General features: G+C 46.5%; 13 protein-coding genes and 2 pseudogenes. 13 read left to right on the top strand and 2 right to left on the bottom strand.

What is annotated here, in order from left to right; genetic code table 11:
- Positions 1-39 precede the first annotated feature (39 nt).
- The 4 genes and pseudogenes from BN3003_RS05075 to BN3003_RS19070 all read left to right on the top strand — a co-directional run.
- Entirely contained in the window at positions 40-3,306 is a 3,267-nt protein-coding gene (locus tag BN3003_RS05075) for an SAM-dependent methyltransferase (protein ID WP_058355575.1), read from the top strand.
- A complete protein-coding gene (locus BN3003_RS05070) occupies positions 3,303-3,809 on the top strand; it encodes a hypothetical protein (protein WP_058355574.1) in 507 nt (168 codons plus the stop codon). The genes BN3003_RS05075 and BN3003_RS05070 overlap by 4 nt, the downstream gene beginning before the upstream one ends.
- Positions 3,810-3,820: 11 nt before the next feature.
- Positions 3,821-6,544 (top strand): DEAD/DEAH box helicase, encoded by a 2,724-nt coding sequence (locus tag BN3003_RS05065; RefSeq protein WP_058355657.1) that lies wholly within the window; start codon positions 3,821-3,823, stop codon positions 6,542-6,544.
- A 163-nt stretch (positions 6,545-6,707) separates the two neighbouring features.
- Positions 6,708-8,306, top strand: a pseudogene (locus tag BN3003_RS19070) (HsdM family class I SAM-dependent methyltransferase); the annotation flags it as partial.
- 137 nt (positions 8,307-8,443) lie between these two features.
- Here the strand turns inward: BN3003_RS19070 and BN3003_RS05055 are convergent.
- Both BN3003_RS05055 and BN3003_RS05050 read right to left on the bottom strand, forming a co-directional pair.
- A pseudogene (locus tag BN3003_RS05055) lies at positions 8,444-9,504 on the bottom strand (IS5 family transposase); the annotation flags it as partial.
- Between the two features lie 63 nt (positions 9,505-9,567).
- Positions 9,568-10,068, bottom strand: coding sequence for an NAD(P)/FAD-dependent oxidoreductase (locus BN3003_RS05050; protein ID WP_058355572.1), 501 nt, complete (start codon positions 10,066-10,068; stop codon positions 9,568-9,570).
- A gap of 240 nt (positions 10,069-10,308) precedes the next feature.
- Between BN3003_RS05050 and BN3003_RS05045 the strand changes: the two genes are divergently transcribed.
- The 9 genes from BN3003_RS05045 (at position 10,309) to BN3003_RS05000 (ending at position 17,021) form a co-directional block, all read left to right on the top strand.
- Positions 10,309-10,677, top strand: coding sequence for a hypothetical protein (locus BN3003_RS05045; RefSeq protein WP_058355571.1), 369 nt, complete (start codon positions 10,309-10,311; stop codon positions 10,675-10,677).
- Between the two features lie 78 nt (positions 10,678-10,755).
- A complete protein-coding gene (locus BN3003_RS05040) occupies positions 10,756-11,679 on the top strand; it encodes a DUF932 domain-containing protein (protein WP_058355570.1) in 924 nt (307 codons plus the stop codon).
- A 62-nt stretch (positions 11,680-11,741) separates the two neighbouring features.
- On the top strand, positions 11,742-12,020 hold the full coding sequence (locus BN3003_RS05035; RefSeq protein WP_058355568.1) for an IS3 family transposase: 279 nt from the start codon (positions 11,742-11,744) through the stop codon (positions 12,018-12,020).
- Between the two features lie 59 nt (positions 12,021-12,079).
- On the top strand, positions 12,080-12,436 hold the full coding sequence (locus BN3003_RS05030; RefSeq protein ID WP_058355569.1) for an IS3 family transposase: 357 nt from the start codon (positions 12,080-12,082) through the stop codon (positions 12,434-12,436).
- Positions 12,437-12,458: 22 nt separating this feature from the next.
- Positions 12,459-13,597, top strand: a protein-coding gene (locus BN3003_RS05020) for an IS3 family transposase (RefSeq protein ID WP_407701090.1) whose coding sequence is annotated in 2 segments (ribosomal slippage) — positions 12,459-12,696 and positions 12,696-13,597 — 1,140 coding nt in all. Because the reading frame shifts where the segments join, the coding sequence is not laid out codon by codon here.
- Positions 13,598-13,801: 204 nt separating this feature from the next.
- A complete protein-coding gene (locus tag BN3003_RS05015) occupies positions 13,802-14,872 on the top strand; it encodes a YqaJ viral recombinase family nuclease (protein ID WP_082625554.1) in 1,071 nt (356 codons plus the stop codon).
- Positions 14,873-15,089: 217 nt separating this feature from the next.
- A complete protein-coding gene (locus BN3003_RS05010; RefSeq protein WP_058355565.1) occupies positions 15,090-15,563 on the top strand; it encodes an antirestriction protein in 474 nt (157 codons plus the stop codon).
- Positions 15,564-15,702: 139 nt separating this feature from the next.
- Entirely contained in the window at positions 15,703-16,590 is an 888-nt protein-coding gene (locus tag BN3003_RS05005) for a recombination directionality factor (protein WP_058355564.1), read from the top strand.
- Complete coding sequence (locus tag BN3003_RS05000; protein ID WP_058355563.1) at positions 16,587-17,021, top strand: DUF1281 family ferredoxin-like fold protein; 435 nt, start codon at positions 16,587-16,589, stop codon at positions 17,019-17,021. The genes BN3003_RS05005 and BN3003_RS05000 overlap by 4 nt, the downstream gene beginning before the upstream one ends.
- The last annotated feature ends 357 nt before the right edge of the window (positions 17,022-17,378 follow it).

The following is a 17,378-nucleotide window of genomic DNA, read 5'->3' as shown; positions in this document are numbered from 1 at the left end:
TGGTCAGCATTCTGTGCTGCCCTTTGGATAAGTATTTTTATGGCATCTAACAAAACGAAAGCAGAACTAACAGAAGAATTGGTGGCAGAAGCCGTTAGTGCCGGTAAAAAAGCACAACTGGAATCGGTCGATTTTTCTGACCCCAATCGCCCCTTAACCTGCCTTGAAGTTGATTTTCCGATTCTGCCAATCAACCAGATCGCGCAGATAGAAGGTAATGCGGGCAAGCCAATCTACCAGATGAGTAAGTGGTGGGCACGTCGCCGCTCCAGCGTGTTCCGCTCTATGTTGATTGCGGCTGCCACCAAAGCACCTGATGAGCCTTCTGAAGCGGCGAAGCTGGTTTGGGACAACTACTACGCCAATCACCAGGACAACCAAGCCTTCAGGAAATTGAAAGTGGCTGACATTTTCATGGGGGGCGGTACCACATTGGTAGAAGGTGCGCGGCTCGGCATGCAGATGACAGGCAACGATCTCAACCCGGTTGCCTGGCTGGTTGTAAAAAACGAACTGGCTGATGTCGATCTGGATGAAGTGAACAAACTGTTTGATCACATCGAACGGGAAGTAAAACCCCAGATCATGCCGTTTTACGCTTGCGAAGGCCCTGACGGCGAAAAAGGAAAATGGACACAGTGTTCTACTGGCAAAGTTATGGGCGATGATTTTGATCCGCTGGCTCTGACACCTGAAGAACGCAAAGACTACGTATACGAAGGCCCGGAGGTTATTTACACCTTCTGGGCTAAGCATGGCCCCTGTGCTGCTCCCGGATGTGGTCACCGCACTCCATTGATGTCATCACCTGTGGTATCAGTCAAATCACTTTCAGTCAGTGCGTGGTTAGATTTTGAATGCCCAAATTGCAGTCATAGTTTTGACGTCGAATTGAAATCTGCCCGAATGGCTCCTGAAGCAAAACTTATTGTTTCAGAGACCGAAAAACCTTTTTCGATTATCGGAAAAAATGGAGAGTTTAGCTGTCCGCATTGTGAGCATCTAATCATAGATCCTGTGGTTGTTAAAAAAGGAGAGTCGACACTTTTACCCAAAATTTTGAGGAAGACAAAGAAGATCAATCTTACTTTGCTGGTATCACCTGCTTGGTTAAAGGGAAGCGGTTCTTGTGATATGAATGGTCGTTTGGGTGGAACAAATCTATCAAACCCAGAGAGCAACTCTCGATGGTTTGATAAGCGGCTCGAAACTATAGAATTGATAGAGGTACGCGGCAGTTTAGGCAACCACGTTGTAGATCCTCAAACAGGAAAAATATTCTCTACTAAAGAGGCAACGATACCAAAGAAATCAACATTCACCTGCCAAGAGGAAACTTGTGGTAAACAACAAGATGTGTTGACGGCTATGAGCGCTTCGGGTGAATCCGGTGCCATCGCCCCTTTTGCTGAACATTGCTTGTCTCCTCAGTACAAAGACGTTAGCGGCGTATATGGCGGACGTTTTTTTCGAGCTCCTACCCAAAAGTCTATTGATAAATTGAAGAAGGCTTTTAACGAGTGGGAAACGCGTAAGGATTCAGATCTTAAAGATTGCTGGCCAAGGACAGAGCTTGCATTTGGGTTGAAGACAACTAAACAGAGTATTGCTGAACATGGTTTCCCAACATATGCGGATATGTTTAATTCTAGGCAGCTATTGGTTCTCGCTACTTTTGTGAAAGAAATAAAGTTACTTAGAGGGAAAGGATATTCGGAAGCGTCGATAGACTTATTAATAGGTGTTTTTCAATCATATTCTCGAAACCAGAATATGTTCTGCTTCTGGAATCCACAGCGAGATACTCCTGAGCCTTTGTTTAGTAATAACAACTATCACCCTAAGTACGTATCGATAGAAAATAACGTTTTCTCTGATTTGGGACGAGGGAACTGGGCGTCTTGTGCGGCTAATACATTAAAGGGCCTGGAATGGACGAAAAATCCTTGGGAGACAGTAGTTAATTCTGCCCTTGTTCAAATTGATAATAAATTCAAAAAAATTGTAACTGGAGCAGGATCTAAGGTACCTACTTTCGATCCAGTTATTCCGCAAAATCGTATCACTTGTGGTTCTTCAACAGAGTTGACTCATATCGAATCTGGTTCGTTGGATCTGGTTATCACAGACCCTCCATTTGGGAATAATATTCAGTATGCTGAATTAGCCGATTTTTTCTATGTTTGGATGCAGCTCTTTTATCAGGAGTCAAACCCAGTTTTTTCTGTTAGACACACTCCGAAGACGCTTGAGGTTGTTACAAATCCTGCGAGAAACCCTCAAGAGCCTGAAGCTTTTTTCCAGAAGCTGCTAGGAGAGTGCTGGAAAGAAGCAGCCAGAACATTAAAGCCTGGAGGAATATTAGCCTTTACTTTTCATCATAGTCAGGATGCACCTTGGATATCAGTCCTAAATAGTTTGTTTGAGGCTGGTTTTTATCTTGAAGCAACTTATCCAATACGGAGTGATGAAACTAAGGGTGAAGGCGGGAAGCCAGGTACTTTTGGTTCTCAGTTAATTGAATACGATATCATCCATGTTTGCCGAAAGAGACTAATAGAGCCTGAGAAAGTAAGTTGGGCGCGACTAAGACGCAAGATATTGGCCGATGTAAGACAGCTACAGAATATTCTTGAGCACCATCAAAATGAAGGTCTTCCTGAAGCTGATGTTCAGGTGATAAAGCGTGGTAAAGCACTTGAGTATTTCTCGAAGCATTACGGAAAGGTTTATGTCGAGAATGGACGTGATTTTTCAGTGAAGGAAGCCTTGGTAGGCATTAATCAACTGTTGGAAGATCAGGGTGAGACAGAAGGGTTGTCCACTCCAGTTGTTTGCGAACCTTTCACTCGCCAATTTTTGAGAATATTTGGCGGTAAACATGAGGTTCCCCGTGATCACATGCAAAAGATCCTCAAAGGGACAGGCATTAGCCCTGGCGACTTTATCGATCGTGGCTGGGCAGAAGAAAGAAAGAAAATTTTTTACTGGGGATCTCCAGTAGAAATTGCACAAGATAGATTAACAAGTAGGCGAAATATTAGCCGCGACTTCGATCAGGCTATGTTGCTTGTAGGTGCCTGTTACCCGGAAAGCGGTATCAACACCAAGAAAATTCTGGATGAAGACTTCAAACCTCACCCGGCATTAGGTCATCTGTTGGATTGGCTTGTACACAATGGCGCAGACAGCACTATGCGTACCGCAACTATTACGGCTCGCCAGCTATATACACGCTGGGAGGCGGAGCACCAGTCTGTGGTGCAACAGCAGATCTCGTTGTTTGATATGGAAGGTGAAGTATGAGTGGTGTGCTGACCGACGACAAATGGAAGCGACGCGGTATCTCAGTGCTCTGGTGTGGCAAAACACTGGCTGAATTAAATGCTGCAAGTCAGGTGATCAGTCTGCGTCAGTTCATCGGCTATTACGAAGCGGGCTGGCCGGACGACATGCCGCTGTTAAATGACGATGGCTTATACGTGGCAGGGTTAGACGTAGCCGTAGATGCTTTATCTCCAGAAGATGCTCTGGAATGGCTGGAGTCAGAGATTTACGAAATGATCTACGACTTCCAGAACCATGCTGATGCGGCGTTGATTTTCTGGATGCCAGATCAGGGCCGCTGGAAAGAAGATCTGACCACCAGTACCTACCACTGGTGTTTGGCCGGTAAATACGATGCCCAGATGTTTCCGTTAGGGCAATGCATCTGGAACGGTGCACAAAAAGATGTGCGCCGGATTGAATCCACCTCTGGTGGAAAAACGAACGAATGGCTGGGTTTATACCTGGAGCGGATCAGCTAATAGGGGTAGCCATGAATTTTCAACCCGGTGAACGCGTCAGCCATTATGAATTTGGCCAGGGTGTTGTTATCTCGGCTGCGGGTGGCTACGCCCGTGTATTCTTTCCCCAGGGTGAGCGACAAGTACCCGTCAGCACCCTGGTGGCGGCACTTAGCCATAATGAGCGCGTGGTGGCCAGTATTGGCAGCCATACCGATAGCGACACGAAAGCATGGCTCTCCTGGAAAGCGCATGAATTACCCCTTCAGGATTCAGCTAGCTCGCTGACTTCAGCCAAGATTGATTTGCTACCCCATCAGGTAGTGCTGACTCATAGGGTTGCCTGCGCGAGCCCGCGTCGTTTTCTGATTGCCGATGAAGTGGGTTTGGGGAAAACCATTGAAACCGCATTAGTGCTGCGGGAATTGGCCAGTCGTGGCGAACTGAACCGGGCTTTGATGGTTGTTCCGGCGGGTCTGGTTAACAACTGGCACCGCGAGCTGAATGAAGTTTTCAATTTGAATTTTGAAGTGTTCGGCCGCGAAGGTGACGTCAGCGACCGGCGCAGTAATGCGTTTGCGAAGCATAATCTGCTGATTGCCAGTATCGACACCTTAAAGCGCCCTGCAAGAATCAAGAAAATACTCGAAGCACCTCGTTGGGATTTGATTGTTTTTGATGAAGCGCATCACTGCACTGCCTATAAGCAAGGTGGTAAAGCCCGGAAAACTCAAAATTACAAACTGGCAGAAGCCTTACGTGACCACAGTAGAGATATGATTCTGCTGTCGGCCACACCACATCAGGGCGATCATTTCCGTTTCTGGAAGCTGATTGATTTGCTTGATCCCACATTGTTTTCCAGTGAAACCGAGATGGTGGAAGAACGTCATCGCCTGAATCCAATCATCTTCCGCCGCACCAAAGCCGATGCCTGTAAAGCCGATGGCTCCACGCTATTTGCCAGACGCTGGGTGCATACCGAAGCCTTTTCGATGTCAGACCAGGAGCGCGATTTCTATAATTCCTTGAATGAATACCTGCGCGACGGTTTTGCTCTGGCGAAGAAGCAAGGCGGCAAAGGAACGGCGCTGGGCTTTGTCATGACGATCTTCCAAAAGATTGCTGCATCGAGCTTTGCTGCTGTGCATCGCACCTTGAGACGAAGACTGTTGGCCCTGACTGTCCATGAGGGCTTGATGCACGATGAAAACCTCGACATTGACGCCAGAGACTTTGCTTTTAATGAGGCGAAAGAACAGATTCGCGTCGAGTTCGATTTAGGCAATGATCGCCTTTCTGACCTTGAGATCGACCGCATACTGAATGACATCAAGCGTCGCCTCCTTAAAAAGATCAACGAAGAACAATTGGCCGCAGCATCCGATACCTTTACCGATGAGCTGGAAACAGCCGCCGCTGAAGATGCGGCCATGGATGCTGTGGCATACGCCCTGCCGGAAGAGCGATTGCGCATTAAAGAACTACTGGGACTATTCCCTTCAGCCCGAGAAACCAAAGTAGATAAACTCATTGGGGCTTTGGGCGTGCTATGGCAGCAAAATCCAGAGGAGCGGATTGTGATATTTGCCACCTATCTGGGTACGGTGGAAATGCTCGGAGAGCAGATTGAAAAGGCGTATCCAGGCCAAGGCGTGGTTGTGCTTAAAGGTGGCGATCACGGAAGTAAGCTCGCGGCAGAACGGCGCTTCAAACAGGCCAATGGCCCTCGCGTAATGATCTGTACGGCAGCCGGTCGAGAAGGTATCAACCTGCAACATGCTCGGGTGCTGTTTAACTTTGACCTGCCGTGGAATCCAATGGATATGGAACAGCGCATTGGCCGCATTCACCGCTATGGACAGCGAGATACTGCGCAGGTTTATAACCTTGTGCTGGGTGACACCATTGAAGGTCGCATTTTCCTGCTGCTGGATGAAAAACTGGAGGAAATTGCCAAGGCGCTCGGCAAAGTGGATGAGAAGGGCCAGGTAGAAGAAGACCTTCGATCACAGATCCTTGGCCAATTATCGGAGCAGGTGAACTATCAGCAACTTTATTCGCAGGCACTGCAAGACCCAGAGCTTAAACGCACCCGGCTGGAGCTTGAAGCGGCTATGGATAACGCCCGTCATGCTAAGGATGCGGTATTTGAACTATTCCAGGATCTGGACGGCTTCAGTTTGGATGACTACGCACCACTATCAGATACCGAGGAATCCATAGACGACCTGATCCGGTTTATGCAGAAAGCCTTGCCATACGAAGGCGAAGCCATTGAGATTCGCGGACAAAAGCAATTTGCCCTTGTAAAAGATGGCCTCGAACAAATGCTGTTTACCACGGATCGGGAAGAAGCGACCAATTCAGAAAAATTGCATTTGATTGGTTTGGATCATCCCGTGATTGCAGAGCAGCTTGATAAATACCGCAATCTGGATCCTGAATACCTTGGTTTCTATTCCAGTGAGCTGAATGCTGGTGAAACCGTTTCTGTATGGGAAGTAAGGGCTGCCAACGAAAAAGGACACAATGTTCACTCCATCATGAAACTTGCTGTCGATGGCGATGGTAACCGGCTACCTCATTTAGAAAAGCAAATAGACGTCGTGTTTAAAGCTAAGGGAAAGAACAGCGCTCACGAAGTAGATTTGCATAAAATTGAAGCCGTCTTGGAGCGGGAACTTCATCACCGGAATATCGTGAAGCCTGAGCAGTCGTACTCAGCCAAGCTGATCGGTTTAGCGTGTGGTTGATTTGATAAAATTCGTTTCGGAACAACTGGTGACAAATTTTAGCTTTGGTCACCAGTTAAGATGCTAACCTAGGGACAAATCGGTAATCGCCTACAATGCAGAGAAATCCTGGCCTAAAGCAAATGTCACCAGTAGTGAATGTTACGGGTGATGTGGCACAGGTGGCTTCTTGTCTTCAGGCATGGAATACATGCACGAAATGAATCCCAATGCGCTGATGCGCGTGTTTGGGCAAGAATTGAACCCAAAGTCATACGCCATTTGTAAAGGCGACATGCTCATCAAAGGCCAAGACGTCAGCCTCATCAAGCTGGGCAATACCTTGTCCAATGACCAATTGGCAGCAGATCGCTTTGACTACATGCTGTCCAACCCGCCATTTGGGGTGGATTGGAAAAAAATCGAAGGTGAGATTAAAGACGAGTACGAACAAAAAGGCTTTGCAGGCCGTTTTGGCCCAGGCTTGCCGCGTGTGTCCGATGGTTCATTGCTGTTCTTGATGCACCTCATCAGCAAAATGCGTGACCCCAAAGCACACGGCAATGGTAGTCGCATCGGTATCATTCTCAATGGCTCACCTTTGTTCACAGGCAGCGCAGGCAGTGGCGAAAGTGAAATCCGTCGTTACATCTTGGAATTCGACTTATTAGAAGCCATCATTGCTTTGCCAACCGACATGTTCTACAACACAGGCATTGCCACCTATGTGTGGGTTTTGTCCAATACCAAACGCGATGAACGCAAAGGCAAAGTGCATTTAATCAATGCCGCCAATCTTAGCAGCAAGATGCGCAAATCGCTGGGCTCTAAGCGCAATGAATTGAGCGAAACCGACATTGCCACCATTGTGAAAAACTTTGGCGACTTTATAGCCACTGAAGACATGGTTGAGGACAAAGCCTTTAGCAGCAAGATTTTTGATAGTCATCAATTTGGCTACCGCCGTGTCACCATCGAGCGGCCTTTGCGTTTGTCGGCACAAATCAGCGATGCCGCCATAGCCGCCTTACACTTCGCCCCCAAGCCATTTAGCGCAGCCATGCAAGCCATACAAACCCAGCTGGGCTTGGTGGTGGACGCAAACTTGGTAAACAGCTTGAAAGACAACACCGCCGAAATTCGGGCGCTGTTGAAAGCCGAAAGTGCAGAGCTGAAAGAAAAAGACATCAAAGTCTTATTGGATGCAGGCATCTGGCTCAAACAACAGCAATTGGCGCAGGTGGCTAAGCAGTTACAGGCCGTATTGGGCTGTGAACAACACGATGACTTCAATGCCTTTGAAACCGAACTCAATGCCGCCATGAAACGCTTGAACATCAAACTGGATGCGAAAGAGAAAAAACAACTGCTCGATGCCATCACATGGAAAAATCCAGAGGCTGAACCAGTGATTAGCAAAGCCGTTAAAGGCAGTGCCAATCCTTTGTATGGGCAGTTTGCCTACCAAGGCAAAGTGGTCGAGTTTGCCCAAGACGGTGATTTGCGCGATGCCGAAAACATTGCCTTAAACCCAGCCATCAGCACCACTGAATTAATCGAGAGCTACTTCAAAGCCGAAGTCCAACCCCACGTGCCCGATGCATGGATCAATGCCGACAAGCGCGATGCCCAAGATGGTGAAATTGGCATCGTCGGTTATGAGATTCCGTTTAACCGCCATTTCTATGTGTATGAACCACCACGCGATTTAGCAGAAATTGATGCAGATTTGGATGCGGTTAGCCGTGAAATCATGCAGCTTTTGCAGGAGGTACATTCTTAATGGTGAAGTATCAAACCTATTCAGATCAGGCTATAACTAATAACAGTTGGATTAAATCAATTCCAAAAGAGTGGAAGATAGTACCTTTAAAATATTTAGTCGACGCTGAATAACTCATTTCAAACGCGATGGCTGGCTTACATATTGATGTACCCAGCTTTTTTGCTGTCCCCAAAGCACAAATTCAATGCCCAAATCAAGACCAAAAAATACCTTAGGTGACGCAGTAGCAGGCGGATATTGTGGCCGGCACCGCACAATATCGCATGAACAGCATCGCCCAGTTGGCCTTTAAGCCAGTTGCGACTGAGTTTGCCATCAGACTTCATGTGTCCAATGGTTGGTTCTATGGCACTACGGCGTTTGATCTTGGCTTTCAGGCCGCGGGTGATGCCCCGCCTCTGACCTGAACGCAGTATCCTGACCCCTTCTACTATGGCACCTTTGTAGCCTTTGTCCACCACCACTGTGTCTATGGGTATCTGACTGAGTCGCTGCGATTGCGCTAAGGCTGGAGCCAAGGTGTGGCCATCGTATGGGTTGCCTGGCATGGCACAAGCCCCTAACACAAAGCCCTCTTTCAAAGTGGTGGTCAGAGAAACTTTGACTCCAAACTCATACGGATTGTGGGTCTTACCTTTGCTGATGCATTCCACTTCTGGTGCATGCAGGGCGTACAGCTTATTTTTGTCTTGACGTTGTTGGGTGAGGATGCGTTGAGTCAGTGCCAAAAGACCATCCAAATGTTGGCGGGCTGGTCCTGTCAGGGCTTCTTTTTGCCGGTCTAGCTCGCGCCATATGCGACCAACACGTGAACGCAGTGTGCGCAATGCTTTGTTCATGCGTTTGAATTGCTTGGCATGGGCATAACGGCCTACTTGTACTGCCAATCTGGGTGCTTCTCGGTTGTAGTTCTGACGCAATTTCAGGCCGCATCGATTTGCAGCTTTCACCAAATATTGACGGCTGCGTTCGAGCAAACGCGAATCTGTGGGATAAGCCACTGCTTTGGGCATCACTGTGGTATCGGCAATGACGGTCTTCATGCTGCTATTTCGCACCGCACCTGTGCGCTTTCCAGCAGCAATGGTTGCTGCCAATAAGGATTCAATGCCCTCCACACCCAATCTTTTGCGCCAACGGGTGAGACTGGAAGGGTCTATCGGGGTTCGGTTTGAAAATAGGTTTCACCAGTAAACTTGCAAATTCTGGTGGCTAATATGGCAACAAAGCCCTTGCTAGGACTGGTTTAGAGAATTGTTCAGGGTCGACTAATTCTCTCAAAATCAAATTTGCATTTTTTAAGCACAACTTCAAAAGCATCTAAACCACGAAGATTCGATGTTTCATTGGCAACCATGTATTTGCCTGCATGGTGCCATAAACAATCAATATTGAATTGTTGACGGAATGTATTGAGACGATTAATTGAAAAATTATTGAGATGATAAAGCTGTAGATCATCTTCAATATTATTGTCATTTGCATCAAGATTGTGTGGTAAATCAATGATAAATCCAGCATTTCTACCAGATGTACCTTGTCCAACTTCTAAAGCCTCAATGACAGCAATGGTTTTATTAGGGTAAAGCTCTTTTAACCTATGGGCTGTAGATAAACCCGTGTAGCCGGCGCCGATAATAGCGATATCTGCATATTGAATCCCTTTTAGGGCTTTACCAATTTTAATACCATAATTAGGTGAGCTTAAGTACCAGCCTAAATCACCATCAATTTTTGGTAGTTGTTTGATTGATTTCATTACCTCTCCTTTGAGTGGCAATGTAAACAATCGTGAAGATAATGACTATCGAATTATTTTCATTACAGGTATGAGTGTTTGGAATATCAAATCCTCAGCGATTTTAACTCAAAACAAAATTTATTTTATCTTCCATAAGTAGATTTTAGATTTAATAAATTTTCAAATCCATACCATCAAAGTGAATCCATTGGCCTGCCTTCACGGCAGGCTTTTTCTTTTCCTTTGAAAGGTATGTCTATGCAAAACCCTATTTGCCCCAAATGCAATTCTGCGCACATCGTCACCAAAGACACTGCTAAAACCTATGGCGGCATTATCGGTACGGCCGGTGGTGCCATCAGTGGTGCCACTGCTGCACTGGCAGGTGCCAATATTGGCAGCAAAATCGGTATGGTCGCGGGACCAGTTGGTATTGCCGCTGGTACGGTGGCTGGTGCACTTTTTGGTGCGCTTTTTTACGGTGCGACGGGTGGCATTGCAGGCTCCCAATTGGGTAAGGTAGTGGATGAACACGTTCTTAAAAACCTCGAATGCCAAGACTGTGGCCACGTGTTTTTCAGCAAAGAGCCCAGTGACATCAATATCAACACCATCTCCATGCCTTAAGCGGCAATGAAACCTCTTTCACTTATTCAACCATGACTTAGGCTTAGCCTAGGTCATGCAGCATTAAGGAGCACTAAAATGGCACATTTAGTAGAAACCATGGCCTACACAGGCCTAACCCCTTGGCATGGATTGGGCGAGGTCTTGCCTCCAAAGCAACCGATAGAAGTGTGGGCCAAAGCTGCCGGTATGGATTGGCAAATCAAAGAGTCACCTGTGCACTTTGCCATAGATGCCCCCAGTCATGTATCAATGTTTGGCTCATCACCAGAACAAAAAGTCTTGTACCGCAGTGACACCAATTCCGCTTTATCAGTGGTCTCGAACCGCTACCAAGTAGTACAGCCGATGGAGGTATTGGAGTTTTACCGGGATTTGACTGAACAAGCGGGCTTTGAATTGGAAACCGCTGGCGTGCTCAAAGGTGGGCGTAAGTTTTGGGCATTGGCTCGCACAGGTAAATCCACGGTATTGAAAGGCAATGATTTGGTCAATGGCTATGTGTTGTTGGCCACTTCTTGTGATGGCAGTCTCGCCACCGTGGCCATGCCCACCACGGTGCGGGTGGTTTGTAACAACACTTTGTCGATTGCGGTGAATGGTGCTGAACAAGCGGTCAAAGTGTCACACCGTTCTAACTTTGATGCCGACGAAGTCAAGCAGCGTTTGGGCATAGCCGTATCGCAATGGGATCAGTTTATGTACGAGATGAAGGTTTTATCTGAGCGTAAGGTCAATGTCAAAGAGGCCAATCGCTATTTTGAAACCTTGCTGTCCAGTAATCAAGCAGATGCAGCGCCTGTCATTGGGAGCAAATCACATTTGAAACTGCTCAATGCTCAGGCCGAAAGTGTGATGCCGAATGAGCGGGCCTATAAGAAGTTACAGGCCATGTACGGCGGCCAAGGTCGTGGGGCAGAATTGACCGCAGCCAAAGACACTGCTTGGGGTTTGCTCTGTGCTGTGACCGAGTTTGTTGACCATGAGCGTCAAGCCCTGTAGTGGTCTAATACAACAGGACACATTTCTGAGAGAATATTAATTCCCTTTGAAAGGTCAAAATCATGGCAAAAAAGAGCCCACGCCGTCATTCAGATGAATTCAAACAAGAAACGGTTGATTTGGTGTTGAAACAAGGTTATTCAGTGGCTGATGCTGCTAGAGCAGTCGGTATCACTCCAGCTTTGCTCTATAAATGGAAAGCCAAACTGACTGAACAGCCAATATTGAATGATGATGAGAAGGCCGAATTATTGCGATTGCGCAAAGAAATAAAACAGCTTCGAATGGAGCAAGAAATATTAAAAAAGGCCAGCGCTTACTTTGCGAAGCACGTGAAGTAAGATACAATTTTATTCAACAAAATCAACGCCATTACCCAATTAAGACTCTGTGCAAAGTAATGAAAGTAAGTGTTTCAGCCTACTATGCCTTGGAACCTAAACGGACAAATCTGGTTGAAGTTGGTTTACAAATCCAAATCAGAGCTCTGTTTAACCAACACAAACAACGTATAGGTTCTCGCACAATTAAAGCGTTATTACAACAAATTGGATTCCAAGTCGGAAGGTACAAAGTTCGCAGTGTGATGAGAAAGTTGGGTTTGGTATGTCAGCAGCGTCAAGCATTTAAGGTGACAACCAAACGCAATGAGAGGCACCAAGTTCAATTCAACTTATTGAATCAAAACTTCCAACCGTTGTTTGCCAATGANTGTAGTGGTCTAATACAACAGGACACATTTCTGAGAGAATATTAATTCCCTTTGAAAGGTCAAAATCATGGCAAAAAAGAGCCCACGCCGTCATTCAGATGAATTCAAACAAGAAACGGTTGATTTGGTGTTGAAACAAGGTTATTCAGTGGCTGATGCTGCTAGAGCAGTCGGTATCACTCCAGCTTTGCTCTATAAATGGAAAGCCAAACTGACTGAACAGCCAATATTGAATGATGATGAGAAGGCCGAATTATTGCGATTGCGCAAAGAAATAAAACAGCTTCGAATGGAGCAAGAAATATTAAAAAAGGCCAGCGCTTACTTTGCGAAGCACGTGAAGTAAGATACAATTTTATTCAACAAAATCAACGCCATTACCCAATTAAGACTCTGTGCAAAGTAATGAAAGTAAGTGTTTCAGCCTACTATGCCTTGGAACCTAAACGGACAAATCTGGTTGAAGTTGGTTTACAAATCCAAATCAGAGCTCTGTTTAACCAACACAAACAACGTATAGGTTCTCGCACAATTAAAGCGTTATTACAACAAATTGGATTCCAAGTCGGAAGGTACAAAGTTCGCAGTGTGATGAGAAAGTTGGGTTTGGTATGTCAGCAGCGTCAAGCATTTAAGGTGACAACCAAACGCAATGAGAGGCACCAAGTTCAATTCAACTTATTGAATCAAAACTTCCAACCGTTGTTTGCCAATGAAGTTTGGGCCGGCGACATTACTTACATCAAAACCAGCCAAGGTTGGCGCTACCTGGCTGTGGTGATGGACTTGTTCTCTCGCCGCATTGTGGGTTGGAGTATGGCTGAACGCATGAAAGCTGACTTGGTGATTCAAGCGTTACAACAGGCACATGTCTTACGCCAACCGCAGTATGGCTGTGTATTTCACAGCGACCGAGGTTCACAGTACACCAGTCGAGCCTTCGCTAAGAAAGCCAGTCAATTAAAGATGCGTTTGAGTATGTCTGATATGGGATGTTGCTACGATAATGCGGTAGTAGAGCGATTCTTTGGCAGTTTGAAATATGAAGGTTTAGGCCATACCACGAGCATGAATGAAAGTGTAGTCAAACAAGAAATCACGCAATTTATTCATTATTACAATTTTAAACGGCCACATACAGCCAACAATGGAATGAGCCCATTGGAGTATGAAAATTCTCAGATAAAAGTGTCCTGCGCGGCTTGACCACTACACCCGTTCAAATGAAAACCGTTTGGATTCGGCTTGGTTTGGCAATGGCGGTCAAATGAAACAAAAAGCCTTGGAACAAGCCTTGCAATTGGTGGCTTAATCCGTTTCTATAAAATTGCATTACTTCCCTGTGTTGAATGACTTGCTCCCCTGATGGCTGTGGCCATTGGGGGATTTTTTATGTCTGAAAGGAATGTCATGAACCTACCCATCCCTGTGGTGAATACTGTTTCAACCTCAGACCCTGAGCTTGTTTCTCCTGATACAGCACACGCGGTCTGTAAATCCTCACATAAACCTAAGTCCCAATCCGCTTTGCGACTGGTCAAAACCAAAGACTTGAGCCGTGACGAATGGCTACAGGCCAGACGTTCAGGCTTGGGCAGTTCTGATGCGGCCACTGCATTGGGCTTAAACCCTTATCAATCTCGTTTGGCTCTATGGATAGAGAAGACACGGCCTGAGCAGAGTTTGAATCAAATAGACCCAAGCGATGATACCCATCCCACTTATTGGGGCACGGTATTGGAACCCATCGTCGCCACCCATTACAGCAAACGCACCGGCAATAAGGTTCGCCGCGTCAATGCCATCCTGCAACATCCAGAGCATCCGTTTATGTTGGCCAACCTAGACCGTGAGGTAATCGGTCAAGCCGATGTACAGATACTCGAATGCAAAACCGCAGGAGCTTACGGTGCCAAGACTTGGAAAGACGGTGTGCCTGAGTATGTGCTGGTACAGGTGATGCACCAATTGGCAGTAACGGGCAAGCAAGCTGCCGATGTGGCGGTGTTGATCACTGGGCAGGATTTGCAAATCCACCGTGTGCATCGAGATGAGGAGCTGATTGCCAAGTTGATTGAGTTGGAAGCACAGTTTTGGTGGCATGTGGAAAACAACATTCCTCCACCCGCCGATGGCAGCGATTCAGCTGCGCAAGCTTTGCAAACCTTGTTCCAACAAGACAATGGCCACATTCTTGATTTAACCTTTGATGCCGACATGAATGCGGTATTTGAAGAATTGGTCAAAGTGCGTGCAAACTTGGACGAATACAAGACCAAAGAAAGCCTGCTCAAACAACGCATACAGCAAACCATGGCAGAACACAGCCATGTGCAATTCCGTAACGGCTCCATATCGTGGAAGAAAACTGCCGATGCTCAAATCTTAGACAGCAAACGCCTAATCCAAGAGCATCCAGAATGGGTAGCCCCATATTTCACCACCCGTGCAGGCAGCAGACGGTTTACGGTATTGGCTTAGCCACAATCACAATATCTGGTGCTTTGTAAGATCAATATGATTGCAAGGCACTTCATGCTGTAGTGCCTGTATTCCATGGCCAAACACTTTACTTCAATATTTAACGCTATCGACCTATCTGCATCTTTACCATTTCCCAATCCCTAGCCACAGACACAGACAGCCACCATAAGGTGGCTGTCTGTTTGTGCAAGTATGTCACCCATAAGGAAAAACCATGACCCAACCAAATAAGCCAGTGCAAACCGACATCAGTGTCTCTACCCACAACGATGGCATCACACCCATCGATAAATTTGAATGTCCCATGCACCAACGCATGGGTTTCTTGCCTCAATACTTGGGCCGTGCCCACGTTCAGTTTCAAAGCCATGTTTACGTCTTTGCCCACCAACTGATTAAGGGCTATGACGGTGGTGGTTGGGAATTTTACCACCTCTCCAACGGCGGCTTTCTCATGGAATGGGGCACCAGCAATAACATTACCATCCACAGCCCCAATGGCAGCCGTGCCGAAGTGGACACCGAAACCGCATCCACCATTCTCAATCTGATGGTTTTGTCAGAATTATCGTTCTCCCTATTGGTTGATGCCGACACCTCAGACAAAGTGGTGCATTGTTTTCATGCCTTGCGTGAGTTTGCGCTCAATCACCCAAACAGCGCCACCATTTTGAAACTGATTGATTAAGTAAACCTACACGCAAACGCATGGACATGGCTTGAATAGCCTAACTTACCTGAGCATTTCCCAGAACATCAACCCCGACAGCCTCACTTAACAGTGAGGCTGTTTGCTGTGGGATTTATTTTATATAAAGGAGCCTATTATGATCAAAGGACTCGCCATCACCCCACCCGTATTGGGGCGCATCTCCATCGGCAAAGTCATCGAGAAAAACGGCAAACGTCTGCCTGAAAAAGACGATGAATTCACCCTGACCACCCAAGTGCAAAACAAAGGCCAGTGGATTAAACACCCATTGGATGAAGAATTGCGCCAAGGTGATGCCGGTAACAAACTTCGCATCATTCCGATACGCCTGTTGTTCAATGACCCAGACCTGAACTTCCGCGCCAATTATTCCATGTTCGACCACAAAACAGGCCGACCTGTCTGTGTGGGCAATGGCGAAACCTGCAAGCGCATGACTGCCCAAGGCATGGCCACCTTGCCATGTCCCAGTCCGATGGCGTGTGAATATGGACAAGCCGGTTATTGCAAAGCCTATGGCCGCTTGAATGTGGTCATAGGCGATGAGGACGAGTTGGGCACATTTGTGTTTCGCACCACTGGCTATAACAGCATCCGCACCTTGCTCAGTCGCTTGCATTACTTCAGTGCTGTATCCAACAATCAATTGGCCAGTTTGCCGCTGGCATTGAGGATACGCGGCAAATCCACCACGCAATCGTTTAGACAGGCCATCTTTTATGTCGATATCACCACACGGCCTGAACACAGCCTTGCCCAAGCCATAACGATAGCCACAGAAACCAACCTCAATCGACAACAAACGGGTTTTGACCAACTGGCCTTAGACCATGCAGCCAAACTGGGCTTTGCCAATGGCGAGTTTGAGGATACCGAAGACGAAGGTTTAGAAGTGGTGGAAGAATTTTATCCTGCCACTGAAGAAACCGATGGCATTGCTGTACAGGCCACTAGCAGTCTGAAGCAGAAATTACAGGCCAAGAATACAGGAGTGGCGTCATGAGGCACCATTGTCACAACACCTTATTATTGATAGGCAAGTCTGAATCGGTGATGGCAGCCAAACAGGCATTACTGTTAGAGCCTGATTTCACCAAACCAGTATTGGATTTCAGTTTGTTGTTACCACCGCCAGCCTCTTTGCAACAAGCCAAACGCAATAAGGCATTTATACAAGAGCTGAAACGCTGGCGTACTCAAAATTGGAGTACCCAGAGTAATGGTGTACTCACCAATATAAAGGAGGACAAACAATCTTTGCAAGTACAGTTTACAACCATATGGTCACCGCCTATCAAAGTGTATCAAGCACTGGCTGCGCAGTGGCCAAACTTAGGCTGCGTGTATCTTTATCACAATTCCAAAGCCTTCCTGTGGGGCATGGCATGGTATCAAGATGGTCTATGGACAGCACATGAAACCATGTATGCTTAGACAGTAAAAAAGCAACCAAAACATCGGTCGCTTTTTTTTGTTACCTAACATCAAAATGGCAAGATGTCACTTTATCAGCACTCTTTATTAATCATTTTTGTGACGGAGCCATCACTGAACACTTTGGTGATTTTATAACTATGGCCTAAGCCAAACCTCAGTAAGTTGTTTCTAATGTACACGTTTGAGTTTGTTGTAGTAATGGTGCACATGGCTGCCTCAACTCTTTTGGCTCCTATTCTATTTTGATAATACTCAATCAGTGAGCAGCTCTCAGAGGATTTATTGTTGTTACTCTCATAATCTCCACACGGAATTTTCAATATTTTAGAGTAATTTCAAATGCATATACTCAAA

The organism is Vitreoscilla massiliensis (genome assembly GCF_001457815.1).
Taxonomy (GTDB): domain Bacteria; phylum Pseudomonadota; class Gammaproteobacteria; order Burkholderiales; family Neisseriaceae; genus Vitreoscilla; species Vitreoscilla massiliensis.
This window is presented reverse-complemented; position numbering and strand designations above follow the sequence as displayed.

Bases quoted from the DNA above. Each gene is read 5' to 3' on its own strand.
- BN3003_RS05040 (WP_058355570.1), top strand. From the start codon at position 10,756: ATGGCACATTTAGTAGAAACCATGGCCTACACAGGCCTAACCCCTTGG.
- BN3003_RS05065 (WP_058355657.1), top strand. From the start codon at position 3,821: ATGAATTTTCAACCCGGTGAACGCGTCAGCCATTATGAATTTGGCCAG.
- BN3003_RS05005 (WP_058355564.1), top strand. From the start codon at position 15,703: ATGATCAAAGGACTCGCCATCACCCCACCCGTATTGGGGCGCATCTCC.
- BN3003_RS05075 (WP_058355575.1), top strand. From the start codon at position 40: ATGGCATCTAACAAAACGAAAGCAGAACTAACAGAAGAATTGGTGGCA.
- BN3003_RS05070 (WP_058355574.1), top strand. From the start codon at position 3,303: ATGAGTGGTGTGCTGACCGACGACAAATGGAAGCGACGCGGTATCTCA.
- BN3003_RS05045 (WP_058355571.1), top strand. From the start codon at position 10,309: ATGCAAAACCCTATTTGCCCCAAATGCAATTCTGCGCACATCGTCACC.
- BN3003_RS05000 (WP_058355563.1), top strand. From the start codon at position 16,587: ATGAGGCACCATTGTCACAACACCTTATTATTGATAGGCAAGTCTGAA.
- BN3003_RS05035 (WP_058355568.1), top strand. From the start codon at position 11,742: ATGGCAAAAAAGAGCCCACGCCGTCATTCAGATGAATTCAAACAAGAA.
- BN3003_RS05015 (WP_082625554.1), top strand. From the start codon at position 13,802: ATGAACCTACCCATCCCTGTGGTGAATACTGTTTCAACCTCAGACCCT.
- BN3003_RS05010 (WP_058355565.1), top strand. From the start codon at position 15,090: ATGACCCAACCAAATAAGCCAGTGCAAACCGACATCAGTGTCTCTACC.
- BN3003_RS05050 (WP_058355572.1), bottom strand. From the start codon at position 10,068: ATGAAATCAATCAAACAACTACCAAAAATTGATGGTGATTTAGGCTGG.